15 protein-coding genes, 5 tRNA genes and 5 pseudogenes are annotated in these 20,710 nt (G+C 68.2%); 4 read left to right on the top strand and 21 right to left on the bottom strand.

Annotation, left to right across the window (positions count from 1 at the left end):
• Positions 1 to 112: 112 nt before the first annotated feature.
• The 19 genes and pseudogenes from rplL to FRZ33_RS08075 all read right to left on the bottom strand — a co-directional run bounded on the left by rplL (position 113) and on the right by FRZ33_RS08075 (position 12,231).
• Complete coding sequence (gene rplL, locus FRZ33_RS08165; protein ID WP_146908967.1) at positions 113 to 484, bottom strand: 50S ribosomal protein L7/L12; 372 nt, start codon at positions 482 to 484, stop codon at positions 113 to 115.
• A 67-nt stretch (positions 485 to 551) separates the two neighbouring features.
• A pseudogene (gene rplJ, locus FRZ33_RS08160) lies at positions 552 to 1,061 on the bottom strand (50S ribosomal protein L10); the annotation flags it as partial.
• A 341-nt stretch (positions 1,062 to 1,402) separates the two neighbouring features.
• Positions 1,403 to 2,104 carry a 50S ribosomal protein L1 gene (gene rplA, locus FRZ33_RS08155; protein WP_146908965.1) on the bottom strand — a complete coding sequence of 234 codons (702 nt, stop codon included), beginning with the start codon at positions 2,102 to 2,104 and terminating at the stop codon, positions 1,403 to 1,405.
• Positions 2,105 to 2,107: 3 nt separating this feature from the next.
• The gene (gene rplK / locus FRZ33_RS08150; protein ID WP_146908963.1) at positions 2,108 to 2,536 is read right to left on the bottom strand and encodes a 50S ribosomal protein L11; all 429 of its coding nucleotides are present in this window, start codon (positions 2,534 to 2,536) and stop codon (positions 2,108 to 2,110) included.
• Between the two features lie 94 nt (positions 2,537 to 2,630).
• Complete coding sequence (gene nusG / locus FRZ33_RS08145; RefSeq protein ID WP_146908961.1) at positions 2,631 to 3,191, bottom strand: transcription termination/antitermination protein NusG; 561 nt, start codon at positions 3,189 to 3,191, stop codon at positions 2,631 to 2,633.
• An 11-nt stretch (positions 3,192 to 3,202) separates the two neighbouring features.
• A complete protein-coding gene (gene secE / locus FRZ33_RS08140) occupies positions 3,203 to 3,583 on the bottom strand; it encodes a preprotein translocase subunit SecE (protein ID WP_146908960.1) in 381 nt (126 codons plus the stop codon).
• Positions 3,584 to 3,650: 67 nt separating this feature from the next.
• A tRNA-Trp gene (locus FRZ33_RS08135) sits at positions 3,651 to 3,726 on the bottom strand.
• Between the two features lie 87 nt (positions 3,727 to 3,813).
• Positions 3,814 to 5,003, bottom strand: a pseudogene (gene tuf / locus FRZ33_RS08130) (elongation factor Tu).
• Between the two features lie 32 nt (positions 5,004 to 5,035).
• Positions 5,036 to 5,111: transfer RNA gene (locus FRZ33_RS08125), tRNA-Thr, on the bottom strand.
• 34 nt (positions 5,112 to 5,145) lie between these two features.
• Positions 5,146 to 5,219, bottom strand: a tRNA-Gly gene (locus tag FRZ33_RS08120).
• 30 nt (positions 5,220 to 5,249) lie between these two features.
• Positions 5,250 to 5,335 (bottom strand) — tRNA-Tyr (locus tag FRZ33_RS08115).
• 71 nt (positions 5,336 to 5,406) lie between these two features.
• On the bottom strand, positions 5,407 to 6,498 hold the full coding sequence (ychF, locus tag FRZ33_RS08110) for a redox-regulated ATPase YchF (protein WP_146908958.1): 1,092 nt from the start codon (positions 6,496 to 6,498) through the stop codon (positions 5,407 to 5,409).
• Positions 6,499 to 6,565: 67 nt separating this feature from the next.
• Positions 6,566 to 7,146: pseudogene (gene pth, locus FRZ33_RS08105) on the bottom strand (aminoacyl-tRNA hydrolase).
• Positions 7,147 to 7,188: 42 nt separating this feature from the next.
• Positions 7,189 to 7,869, bottom strand: coding sequence for a 50S ribosomal protein L25/general stress protein Ctc (locus FRZ33_RS08100; protein ID WP_146908957.1), 681 nt, complete (start codon positions 7,867 to 7,869; stop codon positions 7,189 to 7,191).
• A gap of 142 nt (positions 7,870 to 8,011) precedes the next feature.
• Positions 8,012 to 8,968 carry a ribose-phosphate diphosphokinase gene (locus FRZ33_RS08095; protein ID WP_146908955.1) on the bottom strand — a complete coding sequence of 319 codons (957 nt, stop codon included), beginning with the start codon at positions 8,966 to 8,968 and terminating at the stop codon, positions 8,012 to 8,014.
• A 49-nt stretch (positions 8,969 to 9,017) separates the two neighbouring features.
• Positions 9,018 to 9,095: transfer RNA gene (locus FRZ33_RS08090), tRNA-Gln, on the bottom strand.
• 38 nt (positions 9,096 to 9,133) lie between these two features.
• Positions 9,134 to 9,995 (bottom strand): annotated as a pseudogene (gene ispE / locus FRZ33_RS08085) (4-(cytidine 5'-diphospho)-2-C-methyl-D-erythritol kinase).
• A complete protein-coding gene (lolB, locus tag FRZ33_RS08080; RefSeq protein ID WP_146908954.1) occupies positions 9,992 to 10,588 on the bottom strand; it encodes a lipoprotein insertase outer membrane protein LolB in 597 nt (198 codons plus the stop codon). The pseudogene ispE and the gene lolB overlap by 4 nt, the downstream one beginning before the upstream one ends.
• A complete protein-coding gene (locus FRZ33_RS08075) occupies positions 10,585 to 12,231 on the bottom strand; it encodes a tetratricopeptide repeat protein (RefSeq protein WP_146908952.1) in 1,647 nt (548 codons plus the stop codon). The genes lolB and FRZ33_RS08075 overlap by 4 nt, the downstream gene beginning before the upstream one ends.
• Before the next feature lie 101 nt (positions 12,232 to 12,332).
• Here FRZ33_RS08075 and hemA point away from each other — a divergent pair, with 101 nt between their 5' ends.
• The 4 genes and pseudogenes from hemA to ppk2 all read left to right on the top strand — a co-directional run bounded on the left by hemA (position 12,333) and on the right by ppk2 (position 15,989).
• Complete coding sequence (gene hemA / locus FRZ33_RS08070) at positions 12,333 to 13,604, top strand: glutamyl-tRNA reductase (protein WP_146908950.1); 1,272 nt, start codon at positions 12,333 to 12,335, stop codon at positions 13,602 to 13,604.
• Positions 13,582 to 14,667, top strand: coding sequence for a peptide chain release factor 1 (prfA, locus tag FRZ33_RS08065; RefSeq protein WP_146908948.1), 1,086 nt, complete (start codon positions 13,582 to 13,584; stop codon positions 14,665 to 14,667). Before hemA ends, prfA begins: the two co-directional genes overlap by 23 nt.
• Positions 14,664 to 15,184, top strand: a pseudogene (gene moaB / locus FRZ33_RS08060) (molybdenum cofactor biosynthesis protein B). Before prfA ends, moaB begins: the two are co-directional and overlap by 4 nt.
• 28 nt (positions 15,185 to 15,212) lie before the next feature.
• Positions 15,213 to 15,989, top strand: coding sequence for a polyphosphate kinase 2 (ppk2, locus tag FRZ33_RS08055; RefSeq protein WP_146908947.1), 777 nt, complete (start codon positions 15,213 to 15,215; stop codon positions 15,987 to 15,989).
• Here ppk2 and FRZ33_RS08050 read toward each other — a convergent pair whose 3' ends face one another.
• Positions 15,990 to 17,093, bottom strand: a complete 1,104-nt coding sequence (locus FRZ33_RS08050; RefSeq protein ID WP_146908945.1) for an efflux RND transporter periplasmic adaptor subunit — start codon at positions 17,091 to 17,093, stop codon at positions 15,990 to 15,992.
• Between the two features lie 10 nt (positions 17,094 to 17,103).
• A complete protein-coding gene (locus tag FRZ33_RS08045) occupies positions 17,104 to 20,190 on the bottom strand; it encodes an efflux RND transporter permease subunit (RefSeq protein WP_146908943.1) in 3,087 nt (1,028 codons plus the stop codon).
• Positions 20,191 to 20,710 lie beyond the last annotated feature (520 nt).

Below are 20,710 nucleotides of genomic sequence, written 5' to 3'. Positions count from 1 at the left end.
ATCGTTGCTTGCCTCGTGAAACCGCCGTTCCTTCGGGAACGGCCAAAGGCCGGGAGCTTTCGCCCCCGGCCTCAGTGCGTCGCCAAAACCAGCCGGCGACCCAAAGTGCTTCTTACTTGAGCTCGACGGTGGCGCCAGCCGCCTCGAGTTCCTTCTTGAACTTCGCGGCGTCGTCCTTCGACACGGCGTCCTTCACGACGCCAGTGGCCTCGACGAGGTCCTTGGCTTCCTTCAGGCCCAGGCCGGTGATGGCGCGGACGGCCTTGATGACCTCGACCTTCTTCTCGCCGGCGGCCTTCAGGACGACGGTGAACTCGGTCTGCTCTTCGACCGCGGCGGCCGGGCCAGCAGCCGGACCGGCCATCATGACCGGGGCGGCGGCGGTGACGCCGAACTTCTCTTCGATGGCCTTGACCAGCTCCATCACTTCCATCAGGGTCTTGCCGGCGACGGCTTCGACGATCTGCTCGTTGGAAAGGGACATTGTGTTTACCTCTGGATAATTTTCTGGAAAGGAAAGGTTTGGTCGACGGATCAGGCGGTTTCGGCGACGGCTTCGGGGCGGTTTCGCCACCACCCTGCTTGTCGGCGACGGCCTTGACCGCGCGGGCGAACATCGTCGCCGGCTCGGCCAGGACGCGGGCCAGCATGGCCAGCGCCTGCTCGCGGGTCGGCAGCGAGGCGAGAACCTCGACGTGCGTGCCCGGGAAGGTCTTGCCACCGATCGAAACGACCTTGGCCTGCAGCTTGTCGTTACCCTTGGCGAATTCCTTGATCAGACGACCGGCGGCGCCGGGGTCTTCCATCGAGAACGCGTACAGCAGCGGGCCCACCAGGGCGTCCTTGCTGGACTCGTATTCGGTGCCGGCGACGGCGCGGGTAGCCAGGGTGTTCTTGACGACTTTCAGGAACACACCGGTTTCGCGCGCCTTCTTGCGCATCGCGGTCATCTGCGACACGGTCGTGCCGGCATACTCGGCGGCGACCAAGGAGTGTGCCTTCGAGGCGACTTCTGCCAGCTCGGCGACCACTTCTTGTTTCTGGGACAGATTGAGAGCCATTGCACTCCTCCAATAGGACTCCGCTCGCGGCTCCTGCCGGTCGCGGTCTTGGGCGGCACCGTTCCATCGGCGCCGGGGACGCAGGTGCGTCCCGGTGGTGGCCGTTTCCAGAATTATTTCCAGAAGGCGGCACCATCTACGCAGGCCCGGTTTCTCTCGAAGCACGGATTAAACGATCCCGCTTGTGGCGACGGCGAATCCTTGCCAGTCGTGCATCCGTGCCCGACGTCGTCACGCGCTGACCGCACCTGCGGTCTTTGATGGCTCCGGCGCGGATAGCTCCGCACCGGTGCCTTCAAAATCTTCCGGCTGGGACGACACCCCCAGCCGTGTTGTATTTCTTACTTCGCCAGCGACAGCGAGGACGGGTCGATGACCACGCCCACGCCCATCGTCGAGCTCAGGGAGATCTTCTGCAGGTACTGGCCCTTGGACGAGGCCGGCTTGGCCTTGACCAGGTCGCCCAGCAGGGCGTGCAGGTTGTTCTTCAGCGCGTCGGCGTCGAAGTTGGCCTTGCCGATGGTGCAGTGGATGATGCCGGCCTTGTCGGTGCGGTAACGCACCTGGCCCGCCTTGGCGTTACGCACGGCGCCAGCGGCGTCCGGCGACACGGTGCCGACCTTGGGGTTCGGCATCAGGCCGCGCGGGCCGAGCACCTGGCCCAGCTTGCCGACGACGCGCATGGCGTCCGGCGTGGCGATGACGACGTCGTAGTTGATGTCGCCGGCCAGCATCTTGTCGGCCAGGTCATCCATGCCGACCACGTCGGCACCCGCGGCCAGGGCTTCGTCAGCCTTGGCGCCGGCCGGGCAGAACACCGCCACGCGCACGGACTTGCCGGTGCCGGCGGGCAGCACGGTGGAACCGCGCACCTGCTGGTCGGACTTCTTGGCGTCCACGCCGAGGCGGACGGCGACGTCCACGGACTCGACGAACTTGGTCTTGGAGTTCGACTGGATCAGCTTCAGGGCTTCGTCCAGCGAATAGGCCTTGCCCGGGGTGACCAGGGACTGGAGGTTCTTGTAACGCTTCGAGATCGCCATGTTTTAGCCCTCCACCACGAGACCCATCGAACGGGCGCTGCCCGCGATGGTACGAACGCCGGCGTCGAGCGAAGCGGCCGTGAGGTCGGCTTCCTTCGCCTTGACGATGTCTTCGAGCTGCTTGCGGGTGACCTTGCCCACCTTCTCGGTGTTCGGGCGCTTGGAGCCCGAGGTCAGGCCGGCGGCCTTCTTGAGCAGCACGGTGGCCGGGGTGCTCTTGGTGATGAAGGTGAAGGTGCGGTCCGAATACGCGGTGATGATCACCGGCGTCGGCAGGCCCGGCTCCAGCTTGGAGGTCGCGGCGTTGAACGCCTTGCAGAACTCCATGATGTTCAGGCCACGCTGACCCAGCGCGGGACCGACCGGCGGCGAGGGGTTGGCCTGGCCGGCCTTCACCTGCAGCTTGATGTAACCAACTACTTTCTTAGCCATTGTCTTCTCTCCGGGTGCAAGCGCCTGTTGTCAGGCTCCCCATCGTGCCGGGTGGGGTTCGTGCCCCGGCTTCCACGTTGTCGCAAACTTCGCGTCAGGCCTTCTCGACCTGGCCGAACTCCAGCTCCACCGGGGTGGAACGGCCAAAGATCAGCACCGCCACGCGCAGGCGGCTCTTCTCGTAATTGACTTCCTCGACCACGCCGTTGAAGTCGTTGAACGGGCCTTCGGTGACGCGCACCATCTCGCCCGGCTCGAACAGCACCTTGGGCTTGGGCTTGTCCACGCCGTCCTGGACGCGGCGAAGGATGACGTCCGCCTCGCTGTCCTTGATCGGCAACGGGCGCTCGGCGGTACCGCCGATGAAGCCCATGACCTTGGGGGTTTCCTTGATCAGGTGCCAGCTGTCGTCGTCGATGCGCGGGATGCCACCGTCCTCGTGGGTCTCGATCTGCACCAGCACGTAGCCCGGGAAGAACTTCCGCTCGGACTTGCGCTTCTGGCCGCCACGCATCTCGATCACTTCTTCGGTCGGCACCAGCACCTGGCCGAACTTGTCCTGCATCTCGGCGCGCGCGATGCGCGTATCGAGCGCGCGCTGCACCTGATGCTCGAAGCCCGAGTAGGCGTGGACGACATACCAACGCTTGGCCACGTCTGAACTCCTTATTGACCCAGCAGAAGCCGGATCAGCCACGAAATCACGAAATCAAAACCCGACAGGATCAGGCTGACGATAACCACCACCACCAGGATCACGCCGGTGATGCGCAGGGTTTCCTGGCGGGTCGGCCAGACCACCTTGCGCAGCTCGAACAGCGACTCCGAGACGAACTCCCGGGTCTGGCGGCCCTTGGCCGTGGAGGCCATCACCACCGCACCCAGCACCACGCCGGCCGCCGCCACCAGGCCACGCACCGGGCCCGGCCACTGGCTGAACCAGTAGAACGCGAAGATGCCGCCGGCCACGATCGCCGCGGCGAGAACGTACTTCGCGATGTCGGCGGCGCTGACCGCCTGTTCTGCTTGTTCGACCTTGGTATTCATTCAACTCTTGCCCGGCCTGGGCCGGTTGGGGGCAGTGCTTTCCGGGAAAACACCCGCCTGTGCGGGATGGCGCGCCAGGTAGGACTCGAACCTACAACCTGCGGTTTTGGAGACCGCTGCTCTGCCAGTTGAGCTACTGACGCAATGGCATCTCTAAACGGGCGATGGCGGACCGCTTCCGGCCCGCCATTCCCGAGCGCCCGACCGGCTTGCGCCGACCGGGCAGGGTCTTACTTGATGACCTTGGCAACCACGCCGGCGCCGACGGTGCGGCCACCCTCGCGGATCGCGAAGCGCAGGCCCTCGTCCATCGCGATCGGCGCGATCAGCGAGACCACCATCTTCACGTTGTCGCCCGGCATCACCATCTCCACGCCTTCCGGCAGCTGGCAGGCGCCCGTCACGTCGGTCGTGCGGAAGTAGAACTGCGGGCGGTAGCCCTTGAAGAACGGGGTATGACGGCCGCCCTCGTCCTTCGACAGCACGTACACCTCGGCTTCGAACTCGGTGTGCGGGGTGATCGAACCCGGCTTGGCCAGCACCTGGCCACGCTCCACGTCGTCACGCTTGGTGCCGCGCAGCAGCAGACCGGCGTTGTCGCCCGCCTGGCCCTGGTCCAGCAGCTTGCGGAACATCTCCACGCCCGTGACGGTCGTCTTCTGGGTCGGACGGATACCGACGATCTCGATTTCGTCACCCACCTTGATGATGCCGCGCTCGATGCGGCCGGTCACCACGGTGCCGCGGCCCGAGATCGAGAACACGTCCTCGACCGGCATCAGGAACGCCTTGTCCACGTCGCGCTGCGGCTCCGGGATCAGGTGTCCAGCGCGTCCACCAGCTTCAGGATCGACGGCACGCCGATCTCGCTCTGGTCGCCTTCCAGCGCCGAACGCGCCGAACCCGTGATGATCGGGGTGTCGTCGCCCGGGAAATCGTACTTGCTCAGCAGCTCGCGGACTTCCATCTCCACCAGCTCCAGCAGCTCGGCGTCGTCCACCAGGTCCGCCTTGTTCAGGTAGACCACGATGTACGGCACGCCCACCTGGCGGGCCAGCAGGATGTGCTCGCGCGTCTGCGGCATCGGGCCGTCCGCGGCCGAACACACCAGGATCGCGCCGTCCATCTGCGCCGCACCCGTGATCATGTTCTTCACGTAGTCGGCGTGGCCCGGGCAATCCACGTGCGCGTAATGGCGGGTCGGCGATTCGTACTCGACGTGCGCCGTCGAGATCGTGATGCCGCGCGCCTTCTCTTCCGGCGCCGCGTCGATCTGGTCGTACGCCTTGAACTCGCCGCCGAAACGCTCGGCGCCAATCTTGGTCAGCGCGGCGGTCAGCGTCGTCTTGCCATGGTCAACGTGACCGATGGTGCCGACGTTCACGTGCGGCTTGGTGCGCTCAAACTTTCCCTTGGACATTGCGAGTTACCCGGTAGGAGTCAAGTTGGATGTGGTGCTCATGACTGGAATCGAACCAGCGACCTCTTCCTTACCAAGGAAGTGCTCTACCGACTGAGCTACATGAGCGAATCTGGGGTGTTGCTTCGAAACTTCAATCCAATGGAGCGGGAGACGGGAATCGAACCCGCATGATCAGCTTGGAAGGCTGAGGTTCTACCATTGAACTACTCCCGCCCTGCGAAACCGTTGCCGCTTCCGATGGACTGGTGGAGGGAGGTGGATTCGAACCACCGAAGGCGTGAGCCAGCAGATTTACAGTCTGCCCCCGTTGGCCGCTTGGGTATCCCTCCGCTAGGGAGCCCGTAATTTTCACGGCGCGGCCCCGAATGTCAACGCCCTTGATGCAAGAATCCTGCCGGATTCAGACATTGAAGCGGAAATGCAGCACGTCGCCCTCCTGGACGATGTACTCCTTGCCCTCCAGCCGCAGCCGGCCGGCATCGCGGGCACCCGATTCGCCCCGGTACTTGATGAAGTCGTCGAAGGCGATGGTTTCGGCCCGGATGAAGCCCTTTTCGAAGTCGGTGTGGATGACCGCGGCCGCCTGGGGCGCGGTGGCGCCCTTGTGGACCTGCCAGGCCCGGACCTCCTTCACGCCGGCGGTGAAATAGGTCTGCATGCCCAGCAGGGCGTAGCCGGCCCGGATCACCCGGTTCAGGCCCGGCTCGGACAGGCCCATCTCGGCCAGGAACTCGGCCCGGTCGGCGTCCTCCAGCTGGGACATCTCCTCCTCGATGGCCGCACTGACCGGCACCACCTGGGCACCTTCCTTCTCGGCCCGGGCCCGCACCAGGTCCAGCATCGGGTTGTTCTCGAAGCCGTCCTCCAGCACGTTGGCCACGTACATCACCGGCTTGAGCGTCATCAGGAACAGGTCGCGGACCACCGCCTTGTCCTCGGCCGACAGGCCCAGGGCGCGGGCCGGCGTGCCCTGGTCGAGGCCGGCGCGCAGGCGCGACAGCACTTCTTTGCGGACGATGGCGTCCTTATTGCCGGTCTTGGCTTCACGTTCGGCGCGATTCAGCGATTTTTCCACCGAATCCAGGTCCGCCAACGCCAGCTCGAGGTCGATCACCTCGATGTCGGCGATCGGGTCCACTTTGCCGGCCACGTGGATGATGTCGGTGTGCTCGAAGCAGCGCACCACGTGGGCGATGGCGTCCACCTCGCGGATGTGGGCCAGGAACTTGTTGCCCAGGCCCTCGCCCTTGGAGGCGCCGGCGACCAGGCCGGCGATGTCCACGAACTCGAACGAGGTCGGGATGGTCTTCTGCGGCTTGACGATCTCGGCCAGCTGCTCCAGCCGCGGGTCCGGCACGGGCACCACGCCGGTATTGGGCTCGATGGTGCAGAACGGGAAGTTGGCGGCGGCGATGCCGGCCTTGGTGAGCGCGTTGAAAAGCGTGGACTTGCCGACGTTCGGCAGGCCGACGATGCCGCATTTGATGCCCATGGTGCTGTCTTCCGGTTCGCGAATCCTCAGGCGCCAGCCGGCAGAGAGCCGGCTGGCGCCTGGAAACTCAGGGTTTGGGGGTGTGCAGGCGCTTCATCGCCTCGGGGAAGTCGCCGGCGACCGCCAGCGGCATCACGTCCAGCGCATCGTCTATGGCGCGCAGGATGCTGGCCTCGTCGTCCCTGCCCGGCTTGCCCAGGACCCAGGGGTGACCTTGTCCTTGTGGCCCGGGTGGCCGATGCCGATGCGCAGGCGGTGGAACTTGCCGTGGCCCAGGACCTGGATCGTGTCCCGCAGGCCGTTCTGGCCGCCGTGGCCGCCATCGAACTTCAGGCGGGCGGTGCCGGGCGCCAGGTCGAGCTCATCGTGGGCCAGCAGGGCCTGCCCGGGCTCGATCTTCCAGTAACGCAGTGCCGCGGCCACCGAGCGCCCGGAGGCGTTCATGAAGGTCGCGGGCTTGAGCAGCCAGAGCGTGCGGCCGGCCAGCTCGACCTTGGCGGTCTCGCCGTGCAGCTTGGACTCCAGCCCGAAACGCGCCCCGGCCTGTGCGGCGAGGGCGTCCAGAAACCAGAACCCGGCGTTGTGCCGGGTTCGGGCGTGTTCGGCACCGGGATTACCCAGGCCGACGATGAGGCGAAGTCCTTCCATGAGGCAGGACGGCGGCCGCCCCCGCAGGGGCGGCCGACCGGCTTACTTCTTCTTCGGCGCGGCGGCGGGCGCGGCGTCCGGCTTGGCGACCTTCGCGGCCGGCACTTCGGCCGACTCCGGCGCGGCTTCGGGCTCGGCCTCGACGCGCGCGTGCTTGGCGATCACGACCGCCAGGTCGTGCTCCTTGCCGTGGGCCAGGGCCGGGAGGCTGACGCCAGCCGGAAGCGCGATCTGCGACAGGTGCACGATGTCGCCGACGTTGAGCGTGGACAGGTCGATCTCGATGAACTCCGGCAGGTCCTTCGGCAGGCAGCTGACTTCGACTTCGTTGAGCTCGTGGGTGACCACGATGCCCGCGGTCTTGCCGGCCGGGGACTTCTCCTGGTTCACGAAGTGCAGCGGCACCTTGGCGCGCAGGGCTTCGTTCTCGGAGACGCGCAGGAAGTCCAGGTGCAGGATCTGCTGCTTGAACGGGTGGCGCTGCATGTCACGCAGCAGGACCTTCTGGACCTTGCCGTCGACGTTCAGGTCGAGGATGGCGGAGTAGAACCACTCGTTCTGGCTGGCGATCCAGAGGTGGTTGTGCTCGACCTGCACGCTCTGCGGCTCCTGGTGGGCGCCGTAGACGATGGCGGGCACGTGACCGCTGCGACGGAGGCGGCGGCTCGCACCCTTGCCCTCGTCCTTGCGGCCGGTGGCCGTGATGTTGTGATTGGTAGCCATGTGGATGTTGCCTTCTTCAAAGTGATGCGCCTTGCGGCGCGTTACGCATGGCCCGCGACCAGGCCCTGCGTCGTTCCCGGGACCGGGAATCGGGGATAGGCACTCGCGAATGCCGATCCCGGATCCCCTGCCCCGCCCTGCCTCAGTCCACGTACAGCGAACTGACCGATTCGCCGAACGCGATGCGGCGGATGGTTTCCGCCAGCAGCTCGGCGACGCTGAGCTGGCGGATGCGCGGGCAGGCCCGCGCGGCTTCCGACAGCGGAATGGTGTCCGTCACCACCAGCTCGTCCAGCTGCGAGTTGGTGACATTGGCGATCGCCGCGCCCGACAGCACCGGGTGGGTGCAGTAGGCCACGACCTTCTTCGCGCCGTTCTGCTTCAAGGCCGCCGCCGCCGCGCACAGCGTGCCGGCGGTGTCGACGATGTCGTCCACCAGCACGCAGGTCTTGCCTTCCACGTCGCCGATGATGTTCATCACCGTCGCCACGTTGGCCTTCGGGCGGCGCTTGTCGATGATGGCCAGGTCGGCGTCGTCCAGGCGCTTGGCGATTGCCCGGGCGCGCACCACGCCGCCGACGTCCGGGGAGACCACGATCAGGTTGTCGGTGCCCTGGTTGCGCCAGATGTCGGCCAGCAGCAGCGGCGACGCGTAAACGTTGTCCACCGGGATGTCGAAGAAACCCTGGATCTGGTCGGCGTGCAGGTCCACCGTCAGCACGCGGTCGGTGCCCACTGCCGAGAACATCTTGGCGGCGACCTTGGCGGTGATCGCAACGCGCGCCGAGCGCGGGCGGCGGTCCTGGCGGGCGTAGCCGAAGTACGGCACCACCGCGGTGACGGTGGCGACCGAGGCGCGCTTGAGCGCATCGATCAGCACCAGCAGTTCCATGAAGTTCTCGGCGGTCGGCGCGCAGGTCGGCTGGATCACGAACACATCCTGGCCGCGCACGTTCTCCTCGATCTCGATCTGGCATTCGCCGTCCGAGAACTGCCCCACCAGCGCCTTGCCCAGCGGGATGCCGAGCTGGCGGCACACCGCCAGCGCCAGCGGGCGGTTGGCATTGCCGGTGAAGACGAGCAGGTTCTGCTTGCTCATTGAGCTGGCTTCCGCGCTGAGGTTGAGGGACCGCTGGAACTGGACAGGATGGCTGGGGCGGTAGGATTCGAACCTACGAATGCCAGGATCAAAACCTGGTGCCTTGGGCCAGCTTGGCGACGCCCCACCGTTGAAACTTTCCGCGTTGTCGCGGGTCGTGCGGGCTCAGCGTTCGCGCAGCGCCCGGTGCAGGGGCGACACGTCCACGCCATCGGCCACCCAGGCGCGGCTGCCCGGGGGCAGTTGCGCGAGTGCGGCCTCGGCATCGGCGCGCGCGCCGAAGCGCGCGAAACAGCCGCCACCGGTGCCGGTCAGGGCCGAAGGACCGAGCTGCGACAATCGCTGCAGGGTGGCCTCGACGGCCTCCGAGCGACGACGCAGCACCGGCTCGAAGGCATTGCCGAGCACGGAGCCAGAAACGAAGTCGCGTATTGTCGCCGCGGGCGCATCCCGGGTCAAATCATGCGCTTGGAAAAGTTCGGCGGTCGGCACCGACACCCCGGATCCACCAGCAGGTAACTCGCCGGCGGCAACTCCAATGGCGTCAGCACCTCGCCCACCCCTTCCGCCCAGGCGCTTCGGCCACGTACGAAGACCGGCACGTCGGCGCCCAGACGCAGGCCCAGGGCGGCCAGTGCGTCATCGTCCAGGCCGGTGTTCCAGAGCCGGTTCAGGGCCACGAGCGCGGTCGCGGCATCCGACGACCCACCGCCGAAACCGCCACCCAGCGGAATGCGCTTTTCGATGGAGATATCTGCACCTTGAGTACATTTTGAAGCTGATTGCAGCAATTTGGCAGCACGCACCACCAGATCGTCGGCTTCGGCCACACCGTAATCCGTGCCCCCGAACGCCGGATGACACCGTCATCCCGCGGCCGCAGGTGCACCGAATCTCCCCAGTCCAGCAGCTGGAACACGGTCTGCAGCGCGTGGTACCCGTCCGGCCGGCGGCCGGTGATGTGCAGGAACAGGTTCAGCTTGGCCGGCGCCGGCCAGGCGCTCCAGCCAACGGACCCGGTGCTCACTGCCCGCCCCAGGCATCCACGACCAGGCGCACGTGGGTGTCGGCGTCCAGGCGGGCGAAGATCCGGCGGGGCCGGGCCGGCTCGGTCTGGTCCCACTCGCGGTATTCGACCGTCCAGCCGTGCTGGCTCAGCAGGGCCGGCAGGCCATCCGGGCCGAATTCGATCCGGGCCGGCCCCGGCGCCCGTGCGCCGCGCGCCCAGGCCGCCAGCGACCCCACCGGAATACGCCAGCCCGTGACTTCAGCCAACAGGGCCTCGGCATCGACGCCCTGCCGGGCACCGCCATCCAGCCCATCCAGCAGCACACGACCCTCCTTCTGCTCCAGGGTCCAGCTCTTGCCGGTCACCGGGGCCGACAGCCTGATCTCGAAATCCTCGCCCTGCTGCCGCCAGGTGATCCGGCCGCTGCCGCCCTCGCCCCGCGCCCGCATCGCCAGGCGGCCGGACAGATGCCAACCGGGGGCGGAAGCCAGGGCGGCTTCCCGGGCGGACTGGGCCGCCAGCAGGTCGGCGTCGCTGCCGGTACGCACCGGCACTGGCGCGCAGGCGGCCAGGCTGGCCAGCAGGGCCAGCGCCCCCAGGCGTCTGATCATGGCTTGAAGGTCTCCAGCGCGCGCCGCAGCGCGCGGTTGTCGGCGTCGAGTTGCATGCCGGCGCGCCAGATCGCGCGCGCCTCGTCCTGGCGCCCGGCCGTCCACAGCACCTCGCCCAGATGCGCGGCGATCTCGGCGTCCTTCAGCTGCGCCCAGGCCTCATGGAGCAACTCAAGCGCGCGGTCGGTGCGCCCCAACCGGAAACTGACCCAGCCCAGGCTGTCGATCACCGGTGCGGAATCGGGCGCCAGTGCGTAGGCACGCTCGAGATAGGGCAAGGCTTCTTCATAACGCCCGCTGCGGTCGGCCAGGGTGTAACCGTAGGCGTTCAGCGCCTGGGCGTCGGCCGGGTTGCCGTCGATGATGCGGCGCAGGTCGGCCAGCGCGGCGTCCACTTTGTTGCTCCGCTCGTACAGCATGGCGCGGGCGTAGAGCAGCACCGGATCGTCCTCGAACACCTGCAGGCCGGTGTCGAGCGCGAAACGCGCCTCGTCCGGGCGGTCACGGCGCTCGAGCAGTTCAGACTCGAACAGGTAGCTGTCGCGCCGGCGCTCGCCGTCGGCGGACTCGTCGGCCTGGAGCTCGTTCAGCGCATCCAGCGCTTCCGGGACACGCTCGAGCTGGTCGAGGGCCCGGGCGCGCCGCAGCATCGCCAGGTCATGGCCGGCGCCACGCGCCACGCCGCCGTACCAGCGTTCGGCGTCGTCCCAGCGTTCGATGGCTTCGGCCAGATGGCCCAGCAGCAGTCGTCGCTGCGGCGACGGTGCCGCGGCCAGCGCTTCGACTTCGGCGTACAGCGCCGCCAGCCCAGGCATGTCGTCGGCAGCCACCAGCCAGCCGGCGCGCTGGCTGTAGCTGCCATCGTCCTGCGGCCCCTCGGCCAGCAGCGCGGCGGCGGCGCGGTACTCGCCCAGCCGCGCGAGCTCGCCGGCGGCCGGGCGGCGCAGCTCGTCCGGCAGTTCGCCGGAGTCGCGCAACGTGAACAGGGCTTCGCGCGCCGCCTGCAGGTCGCCGGCCTCACGCAGCCGCGAGACCTGCAGCAGCCGCGCACGCGGGTCATCGGGGAAACGGGCCAGGCCAGCTTCGACGATCTGGTCCGACAGGGCGCGATCGTCCAGGCGGCGGGCCAGGCCGGCGAACTGCAGCCAGGCCGGCAGTGCCGGCGGCAGCAGCGAATCCTGCTGCATCTCGCGCATCACGCTGCGGGCGATCACGGCCTCGTCGCCACGGGCCTGAGACAACACGGCCACCACGACATGGAAACCGTCGTCGCCGGCAGCGGCGAGCAAGCTGCGAACTTCCTCCATCGCCGACTCATGTTCGCCCAGGCGCAGGGCCAGGGACACCGACGCCGCGCGCATCGGCAGCGACTCCGGCGCCAGCGCCCGCCAGCGCGCCAGGGCGCGGCCGGCCAGGACCGGCTCGTCGGCGATCACGGCCACGCGGGTCGCCCGTTCCGCCACGCCGGCGTCGGGCGACACCTGGGCGGCAAGCAGGTAATAACGCGCCGCCGTCTTCAGGTCGCCCTGCTGCAGGGCGAATTCGCCGGCCATCACGTCGGCGATCGGCGGCGCCACGGCGGCCCCGGCCGGACCGGCCAGGGCGAACAGGAGCACGAATATCGGGCGGAGGTGCCGGTACATGGGGGTTTTCGCGGCCTGGGGCTAGAATATGCGCCGGATTCCAAACACAGAGCCCAGCCCGCGAAAGTCTAGCGCACCCCGCGCCTTCGCCCGCCCCGCCAATGCCCCTGCTCGCCCTAGGACTGAACCACCAGACCGCCCCGCTCGCCCTGCGCGAACGGGTGGCGCTCGACGCCGGGCAACTGCCGGCGGCGCTGGCCAGCCTGGGTGCGGTGCCGGGCGTGGAGGAATCCGCGCTGCTTTCGACCTGCAACCGCACCGAGATCTACGCCCAGGTTACCGAAGGCCAGGAAGCCGCCGTCGCCGACTGGCTGGCCCGCCACCACGGCATCGCCCCGGAAATGCTGTCCGCCTACCTCTACCAGCACACCGACGAAAACGCGGTGCGCCACCTGTTCCGCGTCGCCACCGGCCTGGACTCGCTGGTGCTGGGGGAACCGCAGATCCTGGGCCAGGTGAAGGAAGCCTGGCAGGCCGCGCGCAGCCAGCATCGGCTGCGCACACCGCTGGACCGGCTGTTCCAGCAGAGCTTCTCGGTCGCCAAACGCGTGCGCACCGACACGCGCATCGGCGCGCACCCGGTGTCGGTCGCCTATGCCGCCGTGCGGCTGGCGCGCCAGGTGTTCAGCGAACTCGACCGGGCGACCGTGTTGCTGGTCGGCGCCGGCGACACCATCGAACTTGCCGCGCGGCATCTGGTCGACGCCAAGGCCAAGCGCCTGCTGGTCGCCAACCGCACGCTCGAACACGCGCAGGCACTGGCCAGCCGCCATGGCGGTTATGCCCTGCCGCTGTCGGAACTCGAGCGCCACCTGCCCGAGGCCGACATCGTCATCACCGCCACCGCCAGCCGCGAACCGGTGCTGCGCCGCACCGCCGTGCAGGCCGCGCTGAAGACCCGCAAGCACCGGCCGATGTTCCTGCTCGACCTGGCCGTGCCGCGCGACATCGAAGCCAGCGTCGCCGAACTGCCCGACGTCTACCTCTACACCGTCGACGACCTCGAACAGGTGATCGAGGAAAACCGCGCCTCGCGCCGCGAGGCGGCCGAACAGGCGCAGGCGATCATCGACCTGCAGGTCGAACATTTCATGGCCTGGTGGCGCGCCCAGGGCCGGCAGGACGCGCTGAAGTCGCTGCGCAGCCGCGGCGAAGCCGCGCGCGAGGAAGCCCTGGCCCGTGCCCGCGAACAGCTGGCACTGGGCAAGGACCCGAACGAAGTGCTGGGCCTGCTGGCCCACCAGCTCACCAACAAGCTGCTGCATGGCCCCAGCGCCGCACTGCGCCAGGCCGCGCTGGACGGCGACCTCGACCTGCTGCGCGCCGCCGAACGCCTCTACGACGACCGCGATGACGCCCAGCCTGCGCCGTAAGCTCGAAGTCCTGGCCGAACGGCACGAGGAAGTCGGCCGGCTGCTGGCCGACCCCGCCGTGCTCGCCGACAACACGAAGTTCCGCGCGCTGTCGAAGGAATACGCACAGCTCGAACCGGTGGCCGCTGGCCTGGCTGCCTGGTCGCAGGCGCAGCGCGACCTGCAGGCCGCCGAAGCGATGCGCGCCGACCCCGAACTGCGTGAACTGGCCGACGAGGAAATCCCCGCCGCGCAGTCGCGCCTGGCCACGCTCGACGGCGAGCTGGCCCTGCTGCTGGTGCCCAGGGATCCGCGCGACGAGGCCAACCTGTTCCTGGAAGTGCGCGCCGGCACCGGCGGCGACGAAGCCGCGATCTTCGCCGGCGACCTGTTCCGCATGTACGCCCGTTACGCCGAACGCAAACGCTGGACCGTCGAGATCGTCTCGGCCAGCGAGGGCGAACACGGCGGCTACAAGGAAATCGTCGCCCGCATCGAGGGCCGCGGCGCCTATTCGAAGCTCAAGTTCGAATCCGGCACCCACCGCGTGCAGCGCGTGCCGGCGACCGAATCGCAGGGCCGCATCCACACCTCGGCGGCGACGGTGGCGATCCTGCCCGAGCTCGACGACATCGACGAGATCGAGATCCGCGACGCCGACCTGAAGGTGGACACCTTCCGCGCCTCCGGCGCCGGCGGCCAGCACGTCAACAAGACCGACTCGGCCATCCGCATCACCCACCTGCCCACCGGCCTGGTGGTGGAGTGCCAGGACGAACGCAGCCAGCACAAGAACCGTGCGCGCGCGCTGTCCCTGCTCAAGGCCAAGCTGCTGGACGAAGAGCGCGCCAAACAGGCCGCCACCCAGGCCGCCTCGCGCCGCCTGCAGGTCGGCAGCGGTGACCGAAGCCAGCGCATCCGCACCTACAACTTCCCGCAGGGCCGCATCACCGACCACCGGGTCGAAGGCTTGACCCTTTACGCCCTTCCGCAGATCCTCGATGGCGACCTGGACGACCTGGTCGAACGCCTCACCCGCGAGCACCAGGCCGACGAACTGAAGCTGCTGACGGAGGCCGCGTGAGCGCCGGGAAAAACTTCGTGCCGCTGAGCCTGTGCGTGCTGACGGTGTCGGACACCCGCACGGCGGCCGACGACAGCTCGGGCGACTACCCGGTGGGCGCCTTGACCGCCGAAGGCCACCGCCTGCACGAACGCGCCATCGTGCGCGACGACAAGTACGCCCTGCGCGCCCTCGTCTCGCGCTGGATCGCCGACGAGGCCGTGCACGGCATCCTGGTCACTGGCGGCACCGGCTTCACCGGTCGCGACTCCACGCCGGAAGCGCTGCTGCCGCTACTGGACAAGGAAATGCCCGGTTTCGGCGAGATGTTCCGTTCGTTGAGCTACGACGAGATCGGCACCAGCACCCTGCAGTCGCGTGCCTTCGCCGGACTCGCCAACGCCACGTTCCTGTTCGCCCTGCCCGGCTCCACCCCGGCCTGCCGCACCGGCTGGGAAAACTCATCCGCGCCCAGCTCGACGCCCGCACCACGCCCTGCAACCTGGCCAACCTGCGACCCCGACTGCGCGAATCCTGATTCCCAACCGCCACGCAAGGAGTTCCCGATGGGCAAGCTCAAGCGCAAGGATTACGAGGAAGAACTGGACAAGCTGCAGGTCGAGCTGAACGTGATGGCGCGCTGGCTGCAGCACACCGGCAAGCGCCTGGTGGTGGTGTTCGAGGGCCGCGACACCGCCGGCAAGGGCGGCGCCATCAACGCGATCGCCGACTGCCTCAGCCCGCGCCAGTGCCATGTCATCGCGCTGTCCAAGCCGACCGAGCGCGAGGCGGGCCAGTGGTATTTCCAGCGTTACGTACCCTACCTGCCCTCGGCCGGCGAAATCACCCTGTTCGACCGCAGCTGGTACAACCGCGCCGGCGTCGAAAAGGTCATGGGTTACGCCACGCCAGCGCAGGTGCAGACCTTCCTGGAACAGGTGCCGGTGTTCGAGAAGCAGTTGGCGGACGATGGCGTGCTGCTGTTCAAGTACTGGCTGGCAGTGGACCAGGACCAGCAGGAAGAGCGTTTCGCCGAGCGGCTGGAGGATCCGGTCAAACGCTGGAAACTCTCGCCCATCGACGTCAAGGCCCGCGAGAAGTACGCCGAATACGGGGCCGCGCGCGACGCGATGTTCAAGGCCACCCACCATCGCTGGGCGCCCTGGTTCGTGGTCGATTTCAACGACCAGAAGCTCGGCCGGCTGAACCTGGTCCGGCACCTGCTCGACCATCTGCCGGACGTCGCGGTTCCGGAGCCGAAGTTCAAGTTCCCGCCGCTGAAGGGCAAACCCGGCAAGGAGCGTTACACCGGGCCGGTGAAACCCATCAAGGGCAAGTACTGATCAGCGCGCGCCGCGGGCCACGCCAGGCACCGCGGCGACCGCCTGGTTGGCGACGGTGACCTGCTGGCCCGCCTGCAGGCGCTCGCCGCCGCGCACGACCAGGCGGTCGCCGGCCATCACTTCGCCCTTCACTTCCACCAGTTCGCCGCGGCTCGCGCCGGTCTGCACGGCGATGCGCCGGGTGCGGTTGTCGTCGCCCACCTTCACCACGAAGGCACCTTCCTTGCGCAGCAGCAGCGCGTCGCGCGGCACCGCCACCGCGGCGCGCGGCGCGGCGCTGGGCAGGGCCACCTGCACGCCGGCACCGATCGGCCAGTCGCCGGCCGGCAGTACGACGCGCACTTCGAGCTGGCGCGAGGCCTGGTCGCCGACCGGCACCACGCTGCGCAGCTTCGCCTGCACCAGCTGGTCGTCCCAGCGCACCGACACCGGCTGGCCCGCCTCCAGCAATGCGGCCAGCGCGATCGGCGCCCGCGCCGTCACTTCCAGCGAGCCGGTGTTGACCAGGCGCAGCACCGGCGCGCCGACACCGAGGTATTCGCCGGCCTGCGCGAAGCGTTCGGCCACGACGCCGTCGAATGGCGCGCGCACGACGGCGTAGGCTCGTTCCTGCCGGGTGCGGGCGAGTGTGACGCGGGCGCGTTCGCGGTCCTGCTCCAGCACCTGGCGTTCCGAACGGGTCAGGTCGAGCTGGGTGGCGGCGATGGTCTTTTCGCGCACCAGTTCCTCGTAGCGAGCCTCCTGCTTCTTCGCGTAGTCGAGCTGGGCCTCGATGCGGCGCAGGTTGGCCTGGTCGTCCTGCTCCTTCAGACGGAGCATGCTGTCGTCCAGACGCGCCAGCACGTCGCCGCGCGCCAGCTCGGTGCCGACTTCGGCGACTTGCACCACGCGTCCTGCGATCTCGGAGGCGACGCGCGAATCCTCGCGGCTGACCACGCCGCCCGGCGACCACAGCACGGGCGCGAACTGCGCGCGTTCGGCCAGGCCCGTCTGCACCGGGACGGGCGGTGGCTCCGGCGGTGCGCCGGCGGGCGCGGACTGCGCCTGCGCCAGGCCGGCGGCGACCACGAGGGACAGGATCGCGAACGAGGTACGAAGTTTCATGGGGAACTCCTCAGGCCGCGGCCGGCACGGCCGGGCGCGGGCGACGCAGGGACAGGGGTTTGAATTCGGCGGACAGGCGCAGCAGGGCCGGCATCAGCACCAGGGTGAAAATCAGCGAGAGGCCGACGCCGCCGACCGTCACCGCCGCCAGGCCGCGGTAGATCACGCTGCCCGGACCGGGATTGACCGCCATCGGCAGTGCGCCGACCACACCAGTCAGGGCGCCGATCAGGATCGGCCGCAGGCGCTGTGCCAGCGCCTGCTTCACGGCGTCCTCGATACCCAGGCCTTCGGACTCCGCCACCCGCGTCTGAGCGACCAGCAGGATGGCGTTGTTGATCACCATGCCCAGCAGCATGATGAAGCCGATCATCGACAGCAGGTCCAGCGACTGCGTGGTGAACAGGCCGAGCGCACGCAGGCCCAGCACGCCGCCGAACACCGCCATCGGCAGCGCCAGCATGACGAACAGGCTGTCCCTGAGCGAACGGAATATCGCCGCCATCAGCATGAACAACACCAGCAGCGCCAGGCCGAAGTTGCCGGCCATGGTCGAGATCACGGCATCGAGACGATCGGCGCTGCCCGATACGCGCACACCGCCGCCTTCGGGCAGCCATTGGCGCAGCTGCGGCACCACGTCGCCCTCGACCTTGGCCAAGGCTTCCTCCAGCGACATCGTCACGGGCGGATCCACCGTCAGCGTCACCGTGCGGCGGCGGTCGACGCGGCGCAGCTGGTTCGGGCTCAGCGTCAGTTCGACATGGGCCAGGTCGCCCAGCGGCACCACGCCGGCCAGTGGCGTCATCACCGCGGTGTCGACCAGCGCATCCTGAGCGACCGGCGTCTCGGCGCCGAGGATGATCGGCATGCGCCGGTCGCCATCGAAATGTTCGCCCAGCCACATGCCTTCGCCAAGCGAGCGCACCACGGTGCCGAGTTCGGCGCGGTTCCATCCGGCTTCGGCCAGGCGGCGGTCGTTGGCGGTGATGCGCAGCTCCGGGCTCACCGCGTCGGCTTCCGGGAAGGCCTGCACGTTGGCGCCGGGAAACTGCTGCTGCAAGAGCTCGCGGCCCTGCCCGGCGACCCGCGTCAACGCCTCGGTGTCACCACTCTGAAGGTGGATCTGGATCGCCCGCGCCGAGCCGCCGAAACCGCCGAACAGGTCGCCCTCGGTGGCGAAGGCGCGGGTGTCGGGGAAACCGACCACCACTTCGTCGCGCACGATGCGTTCGAGTTCGCCGATCTGCGATTCGTCCTCGACCCGCGCGCCGAGGGTCCCGCCTCCGGGCCACAGCAGCAGGTACCAGTTCAGAAGCTGCGGTTGCTTTTCGCCATCCATGTAGGGCGCCATGCGCTCGCGGATCAGGCCGCCCATCTCTTCGTCCACCACTGCCGGCGTCATGCCGGGCGGGAAGCTGAAGAAGGCGTCGATGGCCGCGCGTTTCACCGGCGGCAGGTAGTCCAGGCGCGGCACCAGCAGCCAGGCGCCGAGCGCCGGCAGCAGCACCAGGCCGACGATCCAGCCGACCTGCTTGCGGCGGCTGTCGGTCCAGCGCATCAGCCGTTCGGTGACGCGCGGATAGGCGGCTTCGTTGAGCGACGCCAGTTTCTTGCCCTTCAGCCAGCCGCCGGCCGCCGCAGGCAGCACGGTGATCGCGATAAGCAGCGAGATCGCCACGGCGATCGAGATGGTCAACGCCAGGTCGGAAAACAACTGGCCCTCGACATCCTCGATGAACAGTACCGGCAGGAACACCGCGATCGTCGTCAGCGTCGAGGCCAGCAGCGCGCCGCCGACCTGGGCGGTACCGACCCGTGCGGCTTCCTCCGGAATTTTCCCGCCTTCGCGCAGCCGCACGATGTTCTCCGCCACGACCACCGCCGCGTCCATCACCATGCCGACCGCGAAGGCCAGGCCCGCCAGCGAAATCACGTTGAGACTGCGGCCCGACAGATCGAGCACGATGAAGGTGGCCAGCAGCGAAATCGGGATCGCGCTGGCGATCAGCAGTGTGGCGCGCGCGTCGCGCAGGAACCACCACAGGCAGCCCACCGCCAGCAGCACGCCCGCACCCAGGTTGCCCGACAGCAGGTTGATGGCGCGGTTGATGAACAGCGAAGCGTCGAAACTCTGCTCGATGCCCAGGCCCTTCTCCTTCAGCACGCCTTCGCGCACCTCGGCCACGACCTGCTTCACTTCGGTCAGTGTCGCCAGCACGTTGGCGCCGCTTTCGCGCACCACCCGCAGGCCGATGGCCGGGTTGCCGTTCTGGTAGCTGAAGAAGCGTTGTTCGGGTCGCTTGAGGCTCACCGTCGCCACGTCGCCCAGGCGCACCGGCTGGCCGTCGCGCCAGGACAGGATCAGGTTGCCCAGGTCTTCCGGCGCATAACGGCCCGCGAAACGCAGCACGTACTGGCGCCGACCTTCTTCGATCGCGCCGCCGGACACATCATTGGCACGTGCCGCCAACGCCGCCACATCCGGCACGGTGACGCCCAGCGCGGCCATGCGCCCCAGGTCCAGGTCGATGCGCAGCTCCTCCTGCGGCCCGCCGTTCACTTCGACGCCGGCGACACCGGGCACGGCCTCGATGCGCGGCACCACCTGTTCCTCGATCAGGCGCCGGTAGTCGGCGATCTCGCCCTCGGTGCCCGGCAGCAGCTGCACGAAGAAGAAACTCAGCGAGGTGTTGGAATCCTGCGCGCCGAGCTCGACCACCGGCGGGTTGGCGTCACGCGGCAGCGGCGGCACGCGGTTCAGCCGCCCCAGCACTTCGACCAGCATGGCGCGCATGTCGGTGCCGACGGCGAAGGTCAGGTTGATGAAGCTGCCGCCGGCATTGGCGTTGCCGTCCATCTGCTCCAGGCCCGGAATGCCCTGCAGCACCGCTTCCTGCGGCTCCAGCAGTTCGGATTCGACTTCCTGCGGGGAGGCGGCACGCCAGCCGGTCTGGATGGACATCTGCGGGCGTTCGATGTCGGGGAAGAGCTGGAGCGGCAATCCCTTCAGGCTGGCCAGGCCAAACAGGCACACCAGGGCGACCACGACGGCGACCGCGGCGGGGTTTTTCAGGGAGGCGTCGGTCAGTTTCATGGCGGCATCCTTGGGGATGCGGCCACAGTGCATTTGGTTGCAGCGATCTTCGCATGACCAAAGTCACGGGTCGCGCCGGGGCGTTTCCGCTTTGCGCCGAACCGTGTTGGCTTGCGCTGTCGAGCGAGAAGAACCGCCTTGCTCGTGATCGGGTCGCTTGGCGTGTGCCGGGATCGTTCCTGGCGATAGGCCGCCGCACGAGGAAACTTTCCCGGACACGCCGCAAGTACGTCCATGTAGGCTCTTCAGCGACGTCCATGTCGCTGAAGGTCCGGAAAAGTTCCCTCGCACGACGGCCTGTGGTCGATCGGGGCCGGACCGTCGAACTCGAGCAAGCGCGCGAGCCTATCGCTCGCTGCCCCTGAGCGTGGTTCCAGGTCATCCCTGACAGCCTGCCAGAAGCCAAGGCAAGCGAGCTCTTGCCCCAAATCGGCACCCCGGCCCGGACGGTTCGCAGGTCGTCGTGCGTGAGGTCTCTTTCCGGGGCTTCGAAAACATGGACGTTTTCGAAGAGCCTCCA

Origin of the sequence: Arenimonas daejeonensis, assembly GCF_007993735.1 — a bacterium.
Lineage (GTDB): Bacteria > Pseudomonadota > Gammaproteobacteria > Xanthomonadales > Xanthomonadaceae > Arenimonas > Arenimonas daejeonensis.
Note: the sequence above shows the minus strand (reverse complement) of the source record. Positions and strands in the feature narration are given on the sequence as shown.

Bases quoted from the DNA above. Each gene is read 5' to 3' on its own strand.
- rplL (WP_146908967.1), bottom strand. From the start codon at position 484: ATGTCCCTTTCCAACGAGCAGATCGTCGAAGCCGTCGCCGGCAAGACC.
- rplA (WP_146908965.1), bottom strand. From the start codon at position 2,104: ATGGCGATCTCGAAGCGTTACAAGAACCTCCAGTCCCTGGTCACCCCG.
- rplK (WP_146908963.1), bottom strand. From the start codon at position 2,536: ATGGCTAAGAAAGTAGTTGGTTACATCAAGCTGCAGGTGAAGGCCGGC.
- secE (WP_146908960.1), bottom strand. From the start codon at position 3,583: ATGAATACCAAGGTCGAACAAGCAGAACAGGCGGTCAGCGCCGCCGAC.
- ychF (WP_146908958.1), bottom strand. From the start codon at position 6,498: ATGGGCATCAAATGCGGCATCGTCGGCCTGCCGAACGTCGGCAAGTCC.
- FRZ33_RS08100 (WP_146908957.1), bottom strand. From the start codon at position 7,869: ATGGCTACCAATCACAACATCACGGCCACCGGCCGCAAGGACGAGGGC.
- FRZ33_RS08095 (WP_146908955.1), bottom strand. From the start codon at position 8,968: ATGAGCAAGCAGAACCTGCTCGTCTTCACCGGCAATGCCAACCGCCCG.
- lolB (WP_146908954.1), bottom strand. From the start codon at position 10,588: ATGATCAGACGCCTGGGGGCGCTGGCCCTGCTGGCCAGCCTGGCCGCC.
- FRZ33_RS08075 (WP_146908952.1), bottom strand. From the start codon at position 12,231: ATGTACCGGCACCTCCGCCCGATATTCGTGCTCCTGTTCGCCCTGGCC.
- hemA (WP_146908950.1), top strand. From the start codon at position 12,333: ATGCCCCTGCTCGCCCTAGGACTGAACCACCAGACCGCCCCGCTCGCC.
- prfA (WP_146908948.1), top strand. From the start codon at position 13,582: ATGACGCCCAGCCTGCGCCGTAAGCTCGAAGTCCTGGCCGAACGGCAC.
- ppk2 (WP_146908947.1), top strand. From the start codon at position 15,213: ATGGGCAAGCTCAAGCGCAAGGATTACGAGGAAGAACTGGACAAGCTG.
- FRZ33_RS08050 (WP_146908945.1), bottom strand. From the start codon at position 17,093: ATGAAACTTCGTACCTCGTTCGCGATCCTGTCCCTCGTGGTCGCCGCC.
- FRZ33_RS08045 (WP_146908943.1), bottom strand. From the start codon at position 20,190: ATGAAACTGACCGACGCCTCCCTGAAAAACCCCGCCGCGGTCGCCGTC.